Origin of the sequence: Streptomyces sp. W16 (genome assembly GCF_033194735.1) — a bacterium.
Lineage (GTDB): Bacteria > Actinomycetota > Actinomycetes > Streptomycetales > Streptomycetaceae > Streptomyces.
Genome location: NZ_JAWOAI010000870.1, coordinates 1 through 2,526, shown reverse-complemented (window position 1 = coordinate 2,526; position 2,526 = coordinate 1). Strand labels below are relative to the sequence as shown.

General features: G+C 72.8%; 3 protein-coding genes. All 3 read left to right on the top strand.

The features are described from left to right. The coding region (locus tag R6V09_RS50715) for a carboxyl transferase domain-containing protein (protein ID WP_317888185.1) at positions 1–899 on the top strand (899 nt) is incomplete at its 5' end. Positions 900–1,092: 193 nt separating this feature from the next. Beyond that, a complete protein-coding gene (locus R6V09_RS50710; RefSeq protein ID WP_317888184.1) occupies positions 1,093–2,133 on the top strand; it encodes a rod shape-determining protein in 1,041 nt (346 codons plus the stop codon). Positions 2,134–2,150: 17 nt separating this feature from the next. Then, the coding region (locus R6V09_RS50705) for a GAF domain-containing protein (protein ID WP_317888183.1) at positions 2,151–2,526 on the top strand (376 nt) is incomplete at its 3' end.

The following is a 2,526-nucleotide window of genomic DNA, read 5'->3' as shown; positions in this document are numbered from 1 at the left end:
CCCTCGGCCCGACCGACCCACCGACGACCGCGCAGCACGCCCAACCGGCCCAGCACACCACGAACAGTCCCCCAGCATCCCCACCGGAGGACGCGGCAGCCGCCCTCGGCGCGGCAGACCCGCCGGCGGCCGCACGAGACACGATGCAGGGCCCCCAACCGGCCCAGCACCCCGAGGCAGGCCCCCCGGAGACCGGGCGGGAAACAAGGCGACACGTCCAGTCGACTCAGCACATCCCGGTCGGCCCGTCGGTGGCCCCGCAAGAGGCCGTGCAGCATGCCTCGGCCGGTCTCCCGGTCTCCGGCTGGGAAGCCGTGCGGCGTGCGCGTTCGCCTCAACGGCCGCGTGCTGAGCGCTATTTGGACAGCTACTTCACTCATCGGCTGGCGATCAGCGGTGACCGGTGCGGTGGTACGGACGCGGGCATGCTGTGCGGGTTCGGGGAGCGGGCGGGGCGGACCATCGCGTATGCCGCACAGGCCGGGACGGCTACCCGTCCGGCCGGTTATCGCACGGCCGCGCGGCTGATCCGGCTCGCGGACCGGCTCGGTGTGCCGGTGCTGACGCTGGTGGACACCCCGGGCGCGGCGAACGACGCCGAGGCGGAACGGCAGGGTGCGGGGGCGGCCATCGCGGACCTGTTCGGCGCGGTGGCGTCCGCCCGGGTCCCGGTCACCACGCTGCTGATCGGCGAGGGCGGTTCCGGTGGTGCGCTGGCGCTGGCCGCGCCGGGCAACACCTGGGCCACGCCGGACAGTTACTTCTCGGTGATCGCCCCGGAGCTCGCCACCGCGATCCTGAAACGGCCCCCGTCGGAGACGGAACGGACGGCGGACCAACTCCGCGTCCGCCCCGAGGACTTGGCGGAGCTGGGGGTGATCAGGACCCGGCCTGTGTGAGCGACGGGCAGTCATGAAGACACCCTCCAGCACCCTTTACGCATTCCTTACTTCGGGCATAACAGACAAATACCCCCATTCAGCCGCACCCCGCCCGGCCCACCACAAGGCGCGCCGACTGCCCCGCCCCCGCACGATGCGAATGAGGCCCGCCGCCCGGCGAAGCCCCGGTCCGCTCTCGGGAGAACCTTCCATGACCGTCAGTCTGGAGCAGTTGCGACGCTGCCATTTCGCCGTCGACCTGGGAGCGGCCCGCACCCGTGTCTACGTCAAGGGCGCCGGGCTCGTCGTCGACCAGCCGTCCGTCGCCGCCGTGAACACGCGGACCGGCGCGCTGATCGCCGTAGGAGAGTTCGCGGAGAAGATGACGGGCCGTACGCCCGACTACATTCGCGTGGTCAGGCCCGTCTCCGGCGGGACCGTCGTCGACATCGAGATGGCGCAGCGCATGCTGCGGCACCTGATCGGCGACAAGGTCCGCCGCGCGCTGCGCCGCAAGCCCCGGCTGCGGGCCGCCGCCTGCACCCCGCACGACGCCGATCCGCTGGCGCAGCGGGCCGCGATCGAGACGCTGGTCGGGCTCGGCGCGCGCCGCGTGGAACTGGTGGACACGCTGATCGCCGCCGCGGTCGGGTGCGGGCTGCCCGTCGAACGGCCCGAGGCCACCATGATCATGGTGTGCGGGGCCGCCGCGACCCAGGTCGCGGTGCTCTCCCTCGGCTCGATCGTCACCGCCGAACGCATCCCGGTGGGCGGCGAGGCAGTCGACCACGCGATCGTCCAACACCTGCGCCACGAGCACGAGTTGATGCTTCCGAGTCAGTCCGTACGACCACTGCAGGTCGCGCTCTCCGGCAACGGTCTCACCCCGCACGGCCCGACCACCACCGAGATCCACGGGCGGGACGTGGCGAGCGGCCTCGCCCGTTCCGTACGGGTCGACACCGCGGCCGTACGGGACGCGATCGAGACCCCGCTGACCGCCGTGCTCGACGGTATCGGCCGGGTGCTGCGCAACTGCCCGCCCGACCTGGTGGCCGACCTCGCCGACCGCGGCATCATGATGGTCGGCGGCAGCGCGCTGCTCCCCGGCTTCGACCAGATGCTGCGCGCGGCGACCGGCATGCCGGTGCACATCGCCGAGCGGCCGGACGTGTGTGCCGTACAGGGCCTGGGTTACATGCTGGAGGGCAAGATCGAGCCGCTGGTGCTGGAACCGCTGGCGACCACCTGAGCCCGGGCCCCGCCCCGGTGAGTGACGGCGCACCCGGCCTCTCCCGCCTCCTCGAAGCCGTCCTGAGCGTCGGTTCCGAGCTCGAACTGCGCACCACCCTCCAGCAGATCGTGGACGGCGCGGCCGAGCTGACCGGCGCACGGTACGCGGCGCTCGGCACGACGGACCCGGGGCAGGACGGCCTCACCGAGATCCGCACCGGCGCGCTCGCGCCCCCGTCCCCCGGGGGCCTCAGCGTGCCGATCCACGTCCACGACGAGGTGTTCGGCCACCTCCACCTCGCCGGCAAGCGGCCCGAAGCCCCCTTCTCCGCCGAGGACGAACAGCTGCTGCACGTCCTCGCCGCGCAGGCCGGTATCGCGATCGGCAACGCCCGCCTGTACGAGACGGCCC

Coding starts and splice junctions, on each gene's coding strand:
- R6V09_RS50710 (WP_317888184.1), top strand. CDS start 1,093: ATGACCGTCAGTCTGGAGCAGTTGCGACGCTGCCATTTCGCCGTCGAC.